The organism is Rhizobium sophoriradicis (assembly GCF_003939025.1).
Classification (GTDB): domain Bacteria; phylum Pseudomonadota; class Alphaproteobacteria; order Rhizobiales; family Rhizobiaceae; genus Rhizobium; species Rhizobium sophoriradicis.
The window spans coordinates 1-14,096 of the sequence record NZ_RQIH01000010.1; the positions used below are offsets into that span (position 1 = coordinate 1).

At 59.8% G+C, this 14,096-nt stretch carries 8 protein-coding genes; 4 read left to right on the top strand and 4 right to left on the bottom strand.

Going from position 1 to position 14,096, the window contains the following annotated elements; translation table 11 throughout:
- The first annotated feature begins 991 nt into the window (after positions 1-991).
- The 3 genes from EFR00_RS17640 (at position 992) to EFR00_RS17650 (ending at position 3,948) form a co-directional block, all read left to right on the top strand.
- Complete coding sequence (locus tag EFR00_RS17640) at positions 992-1,930, top strand: sialate O-acetylesterase (RefSeq protein ID WP_077992823.1); 939 nt, start codon at positions 992-994, stop codon at positions 1,928-1,930.
- A gap of 153 nt (positions 1,931-2,083) precedes the next feature.
- Positions 2,084-2,833, top strand: a complete 750-nt coding sequence (locus EFR00_RS17645) for a cysteine hydrolase family protein (RefSeq protein WP_077992825.1) — start codon at positions 2,084-2,086, stop codon at positions 2,831-2,833.
- A gap of 482 nt (positions 2,834-3,315) precedes the next feature.
- Positions 3,316-3,948 carry a hypothetical protein gene (locus EFR00_RS17650; RefSeq protein WP_077992827.1) on the top strand — a complete coding sequence of 211 codons (633 nt, stop codon included), beginning with the start codon at positions 3,316-3,318 and terminating at the stop codon, positions 3,946-3,948.
- A 572-nt stretch (positions 3,949-4,520) separates the two neighbouring features.
- Here the strand turns inward: EFR00_RS17650 and EFR00_RS17660 are convergent.
- The 3 genes from EFR00_RS17660 to EFR00_RS17670 form a co-directional block, all read right to left on the bottom strand.
- On the bottom strand, positions 4,521-7,304 hold the full coding sequence (locus tag EFR00_RS17660; RefSeq protein WP_077992832.1) for an EAL domain-containing protein: 2,784 nt from the start codon (positions 7,302-7,304) through the stop codon (positions 4,521-4,523).
- A gap of 390 nt (positions 7,305-7,694) precedes the next feature.
- Positions 7,695-8,069 (bottom strand): response regulator, encoded by a 375-nt coding sequence (locus EFR00_RS17665; RefSeq protein ID WP_009993071.1) that lies wholly within the window; start codon positions 8,067-8,069, stop codon positions 7,695-7,697.
- Positions 8,062-10,254, bottom strand: coding sequence for a PAS domain-containing sensor histidine kinase (locus tag EFR00_RS17670; RefSeq protein WP_077992834.1), 2,193 nt, complete (start codon positions 10,252-10,254; stop codon positions 8,062-8,064). Before EFR00_RS17670 ends, EFR00_RS17665 begins: the two co-directional genes overlap by 8 nt.
- 785 nt (positions 10,255-11,039) lie before the next feature.
- Here EFR00_RS17670 and EFR00_RS17675 point away from each other — a divergent pair.
- Positions 11,040-11,642 (top strand): hypothetical protein, encoded by a 603-nt coding sequence (locus tag EFR00_RS17675; protein ID WP_077992837.1) that lies wholly within the window; start codon positions 11,040-11,042, stop codon positions 11,640-11,642.
- Between the two features lie 320 nt (positions 11,643-11,962).
- On the opposite strand, the gene EFR00_RS17680 is transcribed toward EFR00_RS17675, so the two are convergent.
- Positions 11,963-14,095 (bottom strand): beta-galactosidase, encoded by a 2,133-nt coding sequence (locus EFR00_RS17680; RefSeq protein WP_077992839.1) that lies wholly within the window; start codon positions 14,093-14,095, stop codon positions 11,963-11,965.
- Between the last annotated feature and the right edge of the window lies 1 nt (position 14,096).

A 14,096-nucleotide genomic window follows, 5' to 3' on the forward strand; every position in this document is an offset into this window, starting at 1 on the left:
GACCATCAGGCCCATCGCCATCGACCAGCTGCTCCATCGGCTGCGCGAGCCTCCGCGAAGGCGATGCGCCATCGCACATCGACGGCTAAGTTAGCGCCTATGGGGTCAAGCCCGAGGACGACGGAGATTGGGGATGGCGTCTCGCCAAACTCAGCCGACTTACGAAGCGCACCGCCTCGCTGAGCTACATCATGCGGCTACCATCACGCTCATCTTGTCCTCCCGTCGTGACCCTGGGAATGCCGGGTGTGAGCTGACGACGATTCACTCCCACCTCCGTCATGTTCGGCCTTGCGCCGAGCATTCACACGGCGGCCGCCAATGCCTGCGGCATGGGTCCTCGGGCCAAGCCCTGGGATGACGGCGATTGGGGTTGGCGTCTCGCCAAACTCAGCCGACTTACGAAGCGCACCGCGTCGCGGAGCTACATCATGCGGCTACCACCACGCTCATCTTATCCTCGCGTCCTGTCCCTGGGAATGCCGGAGTGTGGGTGACGCTTCCCACTACCTCCGTCATGCTCAGCCTTGAGCCGAGCATCCACACACGGCCCACGCCAGCGGCACGGGTCCTAGGTTCAAACCCTGGGATGACGGAGATTGGGGTGGCGTCTCGCCAAACTCGGCAGCCTCACAAGGCATGCCGCATCTCGGATGGAAACGGGTGCGCCGCTCCCGGTTGTCTCGCCGCCCTAATCTGCGGCCGCGGTTCCATGAACGAGCAACGGGGTATCTCCATGGTACTGCATGCTGCATAGCAGGCACGATCTCTCACCCAACCGGATGATTGCAATCACTGGTTCGGACTATAGTTTAGAGCAGGTTTCCGGCGACTCAATGCGAGATGTCGTCGATTGGGCTTCGATCTTCGCGACGAACCCTTTTTAAGAGCACGCCCGAGCAAGCAGATGTGGCTGGTTTAAAGGAACCTTCACGGCTCGAGCAGCTTTGACGGGTCCGTAGACCCATCGGGATGTTGCAAAGGGAACGACATGCGCAAAACAATAGCAATAGGCCTGGCCGCCTTGGTCGCCATCTACTTTGTCGGCGGCATGAGCGCAAGACATGAGATTTTTCCTTGGCCGCAACTTTCCGCGCTGACGAAAATGGTTGGCGGCGAGAAGCCGGCGGCTCCAAGCCGTTATACTTTCGACGACAAGGAACGGCTCATCGGGGATGAATCAAAAACCGCTGTGACCTGCCCGACTCAAACCGATCGAACTGCTGTCTTACTCATTCTTGGCCAATCGAACGCTGCCAACTACGGTGGACAACGGCACCGGTCAGATTATGGCGCGCGTGTTGTAAACGCCTTTGACAAACGGTGCTTCATCGCGGCGTCGCCACTTCTTGGATCGACCAACACCAAGGGAGAGTACTGGACGCTTCTCGCCAACAAATTGATCGCATCGGGACAAAACGACAACGTCATCCTCGCACCTCTCGCATATGGCGGATCAGAAGTCGCACGATGGGCGGCAGGCGGTGACTTCAATCCTCTGCTGGTCGATACAGTGAAACAGCTTCACGATTCCGGTTATCGGATAACGAGCGTCCTCTGGGTGCAAGGAGAGGCAGATCTCGTTTTTGGCACCACTGCGGAGACCTATCAGGAACGTTTCCTGTCGATGGTTGGCACATTGCGTCAGCACGGCGTCGAAGCACCCGTTTACATTTCGATCGCATCGAAATGCCTCGAACCAAGCAACGGCGGCTTCAAGGAGCATATTCCAGACAATGTGATAGTACAGGCGCAACTGGCCCTGTCGAAAAGCGGCCACGGCATCCGCGAAGGCGTAAATTCTGACGCGCTACTCGATGGAGACGACCGCTACGACGATTGTCATTTCGGGGGCTCAGCCGAAGAGAAAGTGTCGCAGGCCTGGCTGAACCTTTTGCGTGGCGATGGCCGCCTTGAAAGCTCCCGATAGTCTTGTCAGCAATTTCCCCCATATCTGCGTAACCGCTGTTCTCAGGCCACGACAGCAGGATGCATCTTCCCCCTTTGTTGACGCGATGCAGGTGGCCGATCATGATAGCCGAGGGCGCATGGAGCGACACCTCGTGCTGGTGGGAGGATAAGAATGCAGCCGCTTGTCATCGATGCAAAACCTCAACCTATTTCAATTGATCCTGCTCACACTGCAGTTCTCGTCGTGGACATGCAGAATGACTTCGGCTCCATGGGTGGAATGTTCGACAGGGCTGGGATCGATATCTCCGGGATTCAAGGGGCTGTCGCCCCTACTGCCAGGGTAATAGCTGCCGCTCGCAATTTGAGAATGCCCGTCGTCTATCTGAAGATGGGGTATTATTCCGACCTTTCGGACCTCGGGACTTCGGACGCCCCCAACAGGATCCGACATCTCCAAGTCTTTGGGGTCGGTGATAGCATGACAGCACCGGATGGCAGCAAGAGCCGGATTCTGATCCGCGACACCTGGGGAACAAATATCGTTGACGACCTTAGGCCAGAGGCAGGGGATGTTGTCCTCTACAAAACGCGGTTCAGCGGTTTCTACGAGACCGAACTCGATTCTGTTCTGAACAACGCAGGCATTAAACAACTCATCGTGACAGGATGCACGACCAGTGTCTGTGTGGAGTTGACAATTCGGGATGCCTTCTTCAGGGACTATCAATGCATACTACTGGCGGATTGCACTAGCGAGCCAATCGCCTCGGACGCCCCAAGGAGTAATCATGATGCCTCGATCACGCTCGTGCAGTTACTCTTTGGATGGACATCGACATCCGACCATTTCCTGAGGGCGATCGACCAGCGAGTTCAGGGGCGTCTTGAATCAGCTGCTCCAGTACCGGAGTCCCGATAAGCGAAATGCCCCGTCAGGACGGGGCATTTCGTACTAGCTGATACCGCCTTAATCAGCGATGCCGCACGAAGGGGAGCGGCAGGTTGAAGGATGACATAGTTCGGAAAATCGTCAATTTACCTGAATTTGCTAATCCTGCTGCGGAACCTGTTTTGCGTTGAGACCAACTCAACTTAAGACCTCAGCTCCAACCTTTCCGATATTGTTTATGCGGCGCGCAATTCGAATATTCCGATCGTCAATGTCAAGGTGACTGCGCGGCGATCGCCGCCTGGAAACCTCGCGGTAGTCTTCCCGGAACCGTTTTCGTGCGTTCGCGAACTTCGGCCATGACCGCCGGCACATCGTGTCGCGGACGCTTGCTCTAAGACCATAGCCGCTCCCCTGAACAGGACCTCAGTCCGATGTGCAGCGCGCGAGAGCGATCTATCTTTCGAGTCAGCCCACGTCGTGCAGTTGCACGGTCTCATTCGGAGGAAACCATGCGGATACCAACCTTAGCGTCCTTGGCCGTGCTTTCGCTGGCGATTGCGGCAAGCCCGGCAACGATTGTCGGCCTCGACATGGCTGCACTTGCAAAAGACGGCGGCGGCGGCAATGGTGGCGGAGGTGGCAACGGCGGCGGTCATGGCGGCGGCAACGGCAATGGCGGCGACCACAACAGCGGTTCCGATCATGGCAGCTCCAAATCACAATCCGTGAGAGGCAAATCGTCAGAGGCACAGGGCAAGTCGAAGTCCGGCAAGACAGACACCGCAGCAAAAAGCACGAAAGAGAAGAATCTGTCGGCGCAGCTTAAGGGCCTGAATTCCTTGAAACGGAATTACCGGGCGCTGATGAACACATCGGATCCGCGCATGGCTGCCATTTCGGCCTACGCCGTGGCTTACGCACAGTATGAGCTCGACAACGGGGTAGAGCCCGCGGCCGACGACCCTGTGCTGGGCGACGCGGCGCTGGAGGATGCCTTGGCCTCAGCAACGAAAACCGGCGAGGTCAGCCCGGCGGTTCTGGACGAAGCCAAGACCATTCTCGGAGTTGGCGACGCCGACGGCAAGATTGATCAGATCCGCACCTCGCTCGAGAACGCCGCGTCGACGACGTCAGATGAATAGCCACGAGTGAGTTGCGAGCGGTGCGAAGCCACCGGAATAGCTTCGCACGAACTATAAGAGCATTTCCGATTTTGTTTGAGTTCGGAAATGCTCTATTTTTTTGCCAACTCACTGGCAGGCCCTAAGGCTGGACCGCCATTTTCCGCATATTCTAATCCGCTTTCCCGGGCATGGGCCTCGCTGCCGCGCAAGGTCAGATCAGCCGGCGCCGACATTGTTTGGTTGAACTGGCGGATTGCAATGCCTGATGTGGCACATCGGCTGCAATGGCTCTCGTCGGTCCGCCTCACCCTCCGTCATGCTCGGCCTTGAGCCGACCATCCACACCGCCCCCATCGACACCAGTGGCATGGATGCTCGGCTCAAGGCCGATCATGACGGAGTAAGGGATTTGCATTCCCGCCTAACCCGCCGCCACCGCTTTGGGGACCGCCGTGCCGCCTTGGCAGCGTGGCTCGCATGACCGGCTCCTCGTCGGTCGCCTCGTCTTCACGCGCCTCATCGTCTCGCATCTAATCCCTATAACTCCCCCGCACACCGGATACAGATGGGCGCGATCCCGCCAAGCCGCTTCAAGCCGCCTTCCCAAGCACCGCCTCGCCCATCGCCTGCGGCTTTCCGAGCAGATAGCCCTGCGCCTCGTCGCATTGCTCCTCGCAGAGTGTATCGAGCTGCGCCTGCGTCTCCACGCCTTCAGCCAGCACCGGCACCTCCAGGCTCCGGCCGAGCGCCAGGATGGCGCGGACGATCGCCTTGGACTGCGGGCTGGTCTCGACCTCGGCCATAAAGCTCTTGTCGAGCTTGATTTTGTCGAAGGGGAAGGAGCGCAGCGTTTCGAGCGAGGAATAGCCAGTGCCGAAATCGTCGATGGCAATCGACACGCCGAGCGCCTTGATCGCGCGCATCGTCCGCAGCGCCTTCTCCTTGTCGACGATGATCGAGCTTTCGGTGATCTCGATTTCGAGGCGGCGGGGGTTCAGCCCGGTTTCGGAAAGGATGCCCGCGATCACTGTCGCCATGTCGGCATGGCCAAGCTGGACCGGCGAGAGGTTGACGGCGATCTTGTGGTTGTTGTTCCACCTTGCTGCCTCCCGACAAGCTTCGCGCAGCACCCATTCGCCGATCGGCAGGATCGCGCCGCATTCCTCAGCAAGGCCGATGAAATCCATTGGCGGGATGTTGCCGCGTGCGTGATGTCGCCAGCGCAGCAGCACCTCGTAGCCGGTGATCTCGCCGGTGCGCACCGATTTCTGCACCTGATAGTGCAGATGCAGCTCATTGCGGTGGATCGAGGCCCAGAGGTCGTTGGCAAGCGCGCGGCGGTGACGCGCGGTCTCGTCCATCGCGGCCTCGTAGAAGCAGACCTTCTCCAGCAGGGATTGCTTGGCGCGGTACATGGCAAGGTCGGCATTGGCGAGAAGCCCGTCCACGCTCTCGGCGTCACCAGGGTAGATCGCAACACCGAGGCTGGCACCGGTCTTGATCTCGAAGCCGTCGACGGAGACGGATCCACCGAGCGCGCCTTCCAGACGGGTGATGAAATCATGGAGCACGCTCAATTCGTCGAAGCGCTTGATCGCGGCGAACTCGTCGCCGCCGAAGCGGGCGACGAACTCGCCCTCCTGCTGCACCTCGGCGAGACGGCGCGTCAGCTCGACGAGCACCATGTCGCCGGTGCCGTGCCCGTGTTGGTCATTGACCTCCTTGAACTTGTCGAGGTCGATGCCGACGACCGCCACCTTGCCCCTCACCCGCTCCGCGACCATCAGTTCCTCAGAGACGCGCTCGCCAAAATGCAGCCGGTTCGGAAGGCCCGTCAGCGCATCATGCTTGGCTAGGAAGGCGACCTGCTCCTCGGATTTCAGCCGATCGGTGATGTCTTCGAAGGTGATGACCCAGCCGCCATTGGGCAGCATGTTGACATTCTGCTGGAGCGATTTGCCGCTCGGATATTTGTGAACCGCGCTGCCGGCCCCGCCCCTGATCAGCGCCATGTTCCTGGTATAGTGCGCCTCGGCCCGCGCGGCCGCTTCCGCCGCGTCCTCGGTGTTGGCAGCATAGCCAATTTCGACCATCTGCCGGTAGCCCATTCCGGGGCGCACCGATCCCTCGGGGAAGCGGAAGATTTCGAGATAGCGCTTGTTGCAAAGCACTAGGCGCTCATCCCCGTCGAACAGGCAGATGCCCTGCCCCATATTCTGCAGCGCGACGTCGAGATTGTGGGTTACCTCCTTGATCCTGTCGGCATCCGCCTTCTGCTTGCTGTTGTCCTTGGTGATCTTCGCAAAGCCGATCAGCGCGCCGCTCTCGTCGTGAATTGCATCGATGACGACATGGGCCCAGAAGGAGGATCCGTCCTTGCGATAGCGCCAGCCCTGGGTTTCGAATCTGCCTTCCCTGCGGGCGGTCTTTAGCGCCCGCTGCGGCAGGCCGTTCCGGCGGTCTTCCTCGGAATAGAACAGTGAAAAATCCTTGCCGACGATATCATCGGCGCTATAGCCTTTGGCGCGCTCGGCGCCGGCATTCCAGTTGCTGACCTTGCCGTTAGGGTCGAGCGTGCAGATGGCGTAGTCGGTCACGCCCTGGACGAGGAGCTTGAAGTTGCGCTCCGCCCTTGCGGCCTTGGCCTCGGAACGCACGGCGAATATGGCGGCCGCAAAACCCGCGGCCAGCAACGAAAAGGTGACGGCGGCGATCGTCACCACCATGACATCAGGCGAAAGCAGCGTCGCCGGATCGAGCGCGGCAAAGCCTGGCGTTACGGTGACACCGGCCATCGCGGTGAAATGCAGGGCGACAACGCCGAGCGTCAACAGAAGCGCTGGTGCGAACCTGGCCAGAAGCGAACGCCTGCCCCTGCTCGCAAATCGAAAAGCGGCAATCGAAAAGGCGATGCCGAGAACGATCGACGCCGCCACGAAGCGCCGGTCCCAGGCAATCTCTCCCGGAGATTCTATAGCCAGCATGCCGGTGAAATGCATCGAGCCGATGCCGGCGCCGAAGAGCACGCCCGCGCCGATATTCGCCGCCCACCTGCCGTAGGCGATCTTCGCCGCAACGGCGCCCGTCGTCGCCACGATCGCGACCAGCAGCGAAACCAACGTCAGGCCGGGATGATATCCGACGACGACACCGGGGTCATAAGCAAGCATCGCGACAAAATGGGTTGCCCAGATCCCGAAACCACCCGCCGCCCCCGCCGTCAGCATCCATATCCACCGCGCAGCGCCACCCGACGGCATCGCACGATCAAGCAGAACCATCGCGCAATGGCTGGCGAGAAAGCAGATCAACCCCGCAAGACCGACCAGCGAAAGATTATGCTGCTCGGTGATGCATGTCAGAACGGTGAACATTGAATGGGCCCCCTCAATTCGAGGGGTTACGCTATGCGGCGGGTGTTTAAGGAAGGTTGAAGTACGTGGGGTGGTCAGCGGGAATGGGGGCAAAATTGGGTCGCTGGGGCGGGTTGTTCAATGGGTTGTGGGATTAGGGTTTACGGTGGGTGTGTTGGTATGGTGAACGGATTTGTGTCGTCATCAATTGCCGACCGGAATGCCGCTTGAACTTCCTGGCTTTGTCCGACAAGTGAATTCTACTCGAGTAGCCGTCGCACGCCGGCCTAACTGTTCGCCATTGGGCCGATGCTTTTCGAACCAGGGAACCGGCTAGAGGAATTTAAAACGCATTGGGTGCAGCCGGCCGATCAGGAACGCGCCGGTCTGGATTGCCACCGCATTGTCTGCCTACGGCAGTATCCTCGCCCGGATCGCTACCGTCATCTCCTGTTTCAGATCTTCTGCAGAGAACGGCTTGGATATGACAGGGCAGCCGGCATATTCCTGAGGCAGGCTGGCACTTCCGTAACCTGTGCTGAACATGAAGGGGATCCCCCGCTTGCGCAGGATCTCGGCGACCGGGAAGCTCGGCTGGCCGGCCAGGTTGACATCGAGAACGGCCAGATCGAACTCGCCGCCGGCGGCGGCGGCGCATGCTTCGGGCAGCCGCGCGACCGATGCCGCGATTCTGCAGCCGAGGTCTTCGAGCATGTCTTCGATCAGCAGTGCCACGACGCCCTCATCCTCAACGACAAGCACCTTGAGGTCGGAAAATTCACCCATCTGTCGATCCGCGCAACGGGATCGAGATCCTGCAGCTGACGCCGGCGGGTTCATAGGCGAGGTCGATTGCGCCGCCGAGATCCCGTTCGATGCAGCGCTCCATCAGGCGGCTGCCGACGCCGCGTCGTGTCGGTGCCTCCACCCTCGGGCCTCCCTGCTCCTGCCAATCGAGAAGCAACTCCCGTCCGGACCGGGTTTCATCAGCCAGGTGCCAGTTCAGCGAAAGCGTGCCTGTATTGGATGACAGGGCTCCGTGTTTGATGGCGTTCGTCGCGAGTTCGTTGAGAACCACCGTCAGGCTGAGCGCCGTCCGAGGATCGAGATCGGCCGAAGGGCCGGCGATCGTCACGCGGCTTGCCGCCCCTTCCACAAGCGGCATCAGCACCTCGCCGGCAAGGCCATCCAGCGGCGTGTCCTTCCAGTGCCGCTTCGTCAGCAAATCATGGGCCCGCGACAGAGCAAGAACGCGCGTTTCGAACCGATGCAGGAAATCTTCCAGATTATCCGCATGCCGCGCCGTCTGCCCCGCCAGCGACTGCACTGTCACAAGCGTATTTTTGACCCGGTGATTGAGTTCGTCGATCAGCAGCTTCTGCCGGCTCTCGGCCTGCTTGCGCTCGGAAATGTCGACGAGCATGTTGATCGCGCCGACCAGCTTGCCGTCGGCATCGTGGAGCGGCGTCGGATAGGGTGTGAACGGCACCCGGCTACCGTCGGGTCGTTCGGCGATCGCTTCGGCCCCGCGGACCGGGCGGTCTTCTTTCAGCGCGATGGCCATCGGGCACTGGTCATGCGGTAGAGGCGTTCCATCCGTGTTGTACAGACGCCAGGTGACGCACCACATATCGCCGGGTTGAGGCAAGCGGCCTGACATTTCGACTGCCGCCTTGTTGTAGAAGGTGATGCGGCCTTCGGCGTCGGTTGTATAAACGGCCGCTGGCAAAGCTTCCAGAAGGTCGCGCATGCGTTGTTCGCTGGCGCGGATTTGGTCTTCCATCTGCTTTGCCGCGGTGACGTCCTGGATTACCCGCACGCCATAACGGAAATGACCGGTTTGATCGCGCACAGACGAGCTATGAACGTCAAGGTAAATCGTCTGCCCATCCGGCGTCGTCGAGCGTTTTCGGAAGGAATAGCTGTCCAAGTCGCCACGCACCTGGCGCTCGTAAAGCGCGCCATCCTCGTCCCTATCGCTTTCGTGGGTATAATCGAAGAAGCTCATGCTGAGCAGTTCCTCGCGCGACCGCTTCAACATCTTGCAGAGGGCGTCGTTCACCCGCAGAAGCCGGCCGGCGGCATCCGCTTCCGCAATCCCGATCGTCGCCGCATTATATGTTGCCGCCAGCCGCTCCTCGCTTTCGCGCCGAGCACTTTCGGCCTCGTAAAGATCGGTCACATCGGTCGTGAAGCAGCGGGTACTGACGAATTTGCCGTCCTGGAGGCGGCTGTTCGAAGTAATCAGCACATGCTTGACCGACCCGTCCTTTGCCCGCAGCCGCGCGGGATAGCGGTCCAGCTTCTCGCCGCATGACAATCTCTGAAGGATATCTCCGATGACAGGCGCATCGGCGTGAAACTCGGCTATGTGGCGGCCGACATATTCGTCGGCGCTGTAGCCGAGCAGAGCAAGCTCAGCCTTGTTGGCGCGGCGGATGATGCCGTCACCGCTGACGATATGAAGGCCAACCGCGCTGTTTTCGAAGAAGTCCTCGAGCTCCACGATCTTGCGGCGCACCTCTTCCTCGGCCGCTTTATGCGCCGAGATGTCCTGGAAGCAATTGATCGCGCCCTGGATATTTCCCTGGTGATCTCTGAGCGCGCGAATGTTCACCAGTGCGGGAAAACGAAAACCATCCGGCCGCTCGATGATGACTTCGGCATTGTGCGCGGACGTGCCCAGCGAAACGGCGGCCGCCATCGGGCAATCGCCATGTGGCAAGGGCGCGCCGTCGGGCAGAAAAAGGCGGTAAGATCCGCAGAAACGGTCGTGCTTCCCATCGAGCGCCGGCGCGCGCCCCCAAAGCTCGGCAGCCTCCGAGTTGTAGCGCACCAGCCAGCCTTCATGGTCGCAGACGTAGACGGCGCCAGGCATGGCATCAAGCACGCTCGGCGCCAGGCTGAGAAGGACCTCGAATTCACTCAGCTTTCGTGAGGCGGCGGCAGGGAATTCTTCTACATTCGACATCAAACGTCCTAACTCAATGCCTCCGCCAGCCTTCAGCTATCGCAGACAGGAACAGCAGCGGGATATTGAGAGTCCGCCCTGCATGACTCCACAACGGGTCAACAGCCATAAACGCGTGACTCGGGGATTGGTTGCAACGACTGGCGAAGATTTATTCGGTCTTGCGCCAACGATCCAGGGCAGCCAGACCGCGCCTGATCGGCCTCCTACCAGCCGAAGCCGCCGCCGGACTGGCTATCTAGCCGCGCTATGATCCTGAGCCGCGAACCCGCTCGGGATCAACTTTCCACTTTCACCCGCTATCATTGGTAATCGGGAAGGCTGACTTTCCCTTCATCCGGTGTATCAAGCCAAGTCCGAAAGACTTCGTAAGTCACCGCGCCCGAAGCGATCCCCTGACCATCCCTGCGGCAAAGATCTCTGGCCCTTTCGATTTGTAGCAGTTCATCTTGTGCTTGGTGGGCGGCTTGGCGCTCACAGCTGGTATTGGTACGTCAGGTCGATCAAACGGCTTCGACTTTCAGCGGAGATTTAGGGCCCAAATTCTACTGGGCCGATCGAGGAGCTGATGATGATTGCGTATTGATGAAGCCGAGAGAAGTTCTCGTTCGCCTTGCCTCTTTCGTGTTGGTGACCTCTGCTTTGTTGATCTTCTTGGTTTTAGGTTTGACGCGAGTTATTTAGCCTCACTTCGGTTGCAGACTGTAGCGCTTGAGAATTGTTCCAGGTCATAAACCATTGCGTTATCCTGCCCGCGCAGCCCCTGGATGAGGGGAATCACTGGGATGTCGATCTTGCTAAGAAGTTTGTCGCTACTGGTTGGAATAACATTGGCTGTACCAGCCTTTGGCGATTGCTTAACCGCTAAACAAACCAATCAGGGCGTGCTGCTGACCAGAGAAACGCCTTTTTATTCCGTATTCTATAAGCCGGAGGGCGTGGCTCTCACCGAACAACGGCTGATGGAGCGCGACGGTTCACTGCAGCCGGTCTCGGCTGTATATTTGCACCCATTGCTCGTCGAAAAGAGAGTGAGCGCCAGCGGCACGCATGTGCTGAAATACGCGAATGCGATTGCGTTAGACGATCTCCCACAGAAGAAGAACTGGCAATCCGCCACCACGCTTTTCATCAATGGCAAAAAATATGTTTCGGGCACGACTTTTATCCGGTTCGACGGCTTGGGAGAGGAAACTATTGCATCTTGTTCCTACAAAGTTTGGGCCATCAACAGCCGTCTGAAACTGACGAAATTGCCTCCGATTATTTTCGAACACTACTATTCCCCCGAGCTTCATCTCGTTCTTCGTTCGGTAAGGCTAAGCCCCTCCAACCGGCCGTTGAGCGAGGTTCGATTTGATCGGTTCCAAGTTGGCTGGGGCAACTAGGGCTTTGGCTGAGGCAACTAGGGCTATTGTGTCCCTCTATCAACCGGAGCCTAGTTAGCATGAGACCCGCAACCCATTAAATGGCGGCTTTCGGGCTTGACCAACGGCTCGTCGGACGGCCGGAATGGAGACGCAAAGCAGCCTTGTCTCTCAATAATGAGATAGCTCGGAGCCATCAGTTGCTGCCGGTTGATATCGGCGAATTGCATCCGATCCCAATGCCACTTAGATTTGAACCACCACCGGAGCTATAACTCTCCACAGACGTCCGCGCGCCAAGAACGCGCGCAACACCTTTCTTCATGGTTGGCGCCTTCCCCTCACCCCTCCAACTCCACAATCGCACACCCATACCCCCCAAGCTCCAGCCTCCCCGCCACCTTCTTCTCCCCATCCAGCAGATCCCGCCCGGCAGGCACCCCACCCACCGTCACAGCCTGATCCATATAATTCTGCACGAACAGCAGCCGCCGCTCGTCGTTCATCCGCATCGTGACCTCCACGCCCTCGGGCAGCTCGCCAACCAGCGGTTCGATGCCCGCCGGCGCAAACAGCCGCTCCGTCAGCGCCTCGGTCAGCTTAGGCGTCAGATACGTCCCGAGATAGACCACCTGCCCCTTGCCCACCTTGCGGGAGGTCGCCATCGGCTGGCCCTCGGCGTAGCGGTTGGACCAGGCGGCGATCACTTCGACGTCGGGCGCGATGGTGAGGTTTTCGTAGAAATGGCCGGCGGCCAGTTCGCGGTTGCCGATCTTGAAGCGGCGGACGCGGCGGTGGCTTTCAGCCGGTTTGTTCGGCGGGATGACCAGGCCGCCGGAGCGCTCCATCACCTCGAAGAGGCCGTTGGCGCCGGGGGCTGCGAGACGGCCGAAATCTTCGACGCGCACGCCGGTCAGCCTGGAAAGCGCGGTGCCGGGCGCGGTTTCGCGAATGACGTGGTTGTCCTCGTTACGGGTGCCTGTGCGCGCGCCGATGACGACGGTGCCGCCTGCTTCGGCGAAAGCTTCGAGCCTGGCCGTCCATTCGTCCTTCCACATCACCCAATGCGGCACGTAGAAGAGCTTCAGTTTGGAAAGATCGTCCTCCGGATGGATGAAGCCGCAGGCGATGCCGCGGTCGTAACAATGCTGATGCAGCAGGATCGCATCGTCCTGCGGGCTCGGCAGGCCGATCGGATAGGTCTTGTGGGCTTCCTGATTGTCGAAATCGGAGCCGGCTATGCCGACATCCATGCGCACATAGGTGCCGAGGATCTTATCGTTCAGCGCCGTCATCTCGGTCGCGAAGCGCGTAGCCTCCTCATAGCGATGGCGGCCGATATCGTCATGGTCGATGATGCCCATCCAATAGATCTCGGCGCCGAAATGGGCGGGCCGCCAGCGGAAGAACATCAGGCCGTCAGCGCCGTGCGCGACCGAGGAGAGCGCCATGCGGCGCAGCTCGCCCGGCTCCGGCGTCAGCGTGCAGAAGCCCGGCTGGCTGCCGAAGCCCGATTGCTGCTCGGGCACGATATAATTGCCGGAAAAGCCGCGGCAGATATCGAGGTGCAGCGCCTGCACCTTGGCGTGGTTGCCGAGCCGCATGAACTCGTCATAGAGCATCGGATAGATGTCGTAGCCGACGAAATCGAGATCCTTGCTGAACTGGCCGCGGAAATCGATATCCCTCAAGCCGCCGAGATTGTGGAAGACGAACCAGGAGGATTTCACATCGCGCAGGATCTCGACCTGATCGTGCTGGAAGCGCCCGGTGGAGAAGGCGAGGAAGCGGTGGTAATCCTGCAGATGGCCGGGGCTCGGGAAGGTCGGGCCGAATTCGATCGGCAGCACCACCTGATCGAAACTGTCATAAGCCGTCGCCCAGAAATCGCCGCCCCAGGCGGCGTTGAGCTTTGATATCTGGCGGTATTTATCGGCGAGGAAGGCCTGGAACTCCGTGAGCGTCGCCTGGGAAAAGCTCTCTGGCATGCTGGTATTCAGCTCATTGTCCGTCTGCCAGCCGACGACATGCGGATTGCCGCGATAATGCTCGGCCATCGCCCGGGTGATGCGCTTGCTGTGCTCGCGGAAGACCGGGCTTGCCGTATCGCAATGCTGGCGCGAGCCGTGGCTCATCGGCCGGCCCTTGCCGTCGACCCTTAGAATTTCAGGGTGCGCCGCCGTCAGCCAGCGCGGCGGTGTCGCCGTCGGCGTGCACATGATCGTATCGATGCCGTGGCGCCCGAGAATTGATATGGCGCGGTCGAAGAGATCGAAATCATAGGTGCCGAGCTTCGGCTCCAGAATGTGCCAGGCGAATTCGGCCATGCGCACGACATTGAAGCCGGCTTTCGCCATGCGCTCGGCATCGCGCTCCCAATAGCTTTCGTCGACATGTTCGGGATAATGCGGCACACCGACGAGGAAGCGGTCGGTCTGGACGGTGTTCCATGCGGAGAGGGTCTTGTCGGACACG

What these genes read in the sequence shown, in the direction of transcription:
- EFR00_RS17660 (WP_077992832.1), bottom strand. Translation starts at nt 7,304, where the DNA reads ATGTTCACCGTTCTGACATGCATCACCGAGCAGCATAATCTTTCGCTG.
- EFR00_RS17645 (WP_077992825.1), top strand. Translation starts at nt 2,084, where the DNA reads ATGCAGCCGCTTGTCATCGATGCAAAACCTCAACCTATTTCAATTGAT.
- EFR00_RS17640 (WP_077992823.1), top strand. Translation starts at nt 992, where the DNA reads ATGCGCAAAACAATAGCAATAGGCCTGGCCGCCTTGGTCGCCATCTAC.
- EFR00_RS17650 (WP_077992827.1), top strand. Translation starts at nt 3,316, where the DNA reads ATGCGGATACCAACCTTAGCGTCCTTGGCCGTGCTTTCGCTGGCGATT.
- EFR00_RS17665 (WP_009993071.1), bottom strand. Translation starts at nt 8,069, where the DNA reads ATGGGTGAATTTTCCGACCTCAAGGTGCTTGTCGTTGAGGATGAGGGC.
- EFR00_RS17670 (WP_077992834.1), bottom strand. Translation starts at nt 10,254, where the DNA reads ATGTCGAATGTAGAAGAATTCCCTGCCGCCGCCTCACGAAAGCTGAGT.
- EFR00_RS17675 (WP_077992837.1), top strand. Translation starts at nt 11,040, where the DNA reads ATGTCGATCTTGCTAAGAAGTTTGTCGCTACTGGTTGGAATAACATTG.